This is a genomic window from Amphritea sp. (assembly GCF_050300915.1).
In the GTDB taxonomy this organism is placed as follows: domain Bacteria; phylum Pseudomonadota; class Gammaproteobacteria; order Pseudomonadales; family Balneatricaceae; genus Amphritea.
On the sequence record NZ_JBNKYN010000266.1, the window covers coordinates 1 to 504 of the forward strand.

At 42.5% G+C, this 504-nt stretch carries 2 protein-coding genes; both read left to right on the top strand.

Features of this window, described 5'->3' with window-relative positions; translation table 11 throughout:
- The coding region (locus ACQY8X_RS21235) for a HesB/IscA family protein (RefSeq protein ID WP_428037113.1) at window positions 1–195 on the top strand (195 nt) is incomplete at its 5' end.
- Between the two features lie 13 nt (window positions 196–208).
- Window positions 209–504: iron-sulfur cluster assembly scaffold protein (locus tag ACQY8X_RS21240; RefSeq protein WP_428037114.1), on the top strand; the 296-nt coding region annotated here is incomplete at its 3' end.

Consider the following 504-nt stretch of genomic DNA (forward strand, 5'->3'; position numbering starts at 1 on the left):
CTGGAAGCAAATCCTAATGCAGACGATAAGGTACTGGATCTGGGGGAGATCAAGGTATTTATCGATCCGGAAAGCTTTCCAATGCTCGACGGTGTGACCGTTGATTTTCTCGACTCTATGGAAGGAAGTGGTTTTAAATTTGAAAATCCAAACGCAACCAAAAGCTGTGGTTGTGGTAAATCTTTTTCCTGTTAGGGGGTGAAAAAACATGTGGGATTATTCTGAAAAAGTTAAAGAACATTTTTTTGCACCGCGTAATGCAGGAAATGTTGAAGGTGCAAATGGGACCGGTGATGTAGGATCTTTATCCTGTGGTGATGCGCTTAGATTAACGCTAAAGGTAGAGCCTGAAACAGAGATTATTCTGGAGGCAGGATTTCAAACCTTTGGTTGTGGATCTGCTATTGCGTCAAGTTCTGCACTGACTGAAATCATTAAGGGCATGACCATAGATGAAGCCCTGAAGGTTAGTAATCAGGATATCGCTGATTATCTGGATGGCCT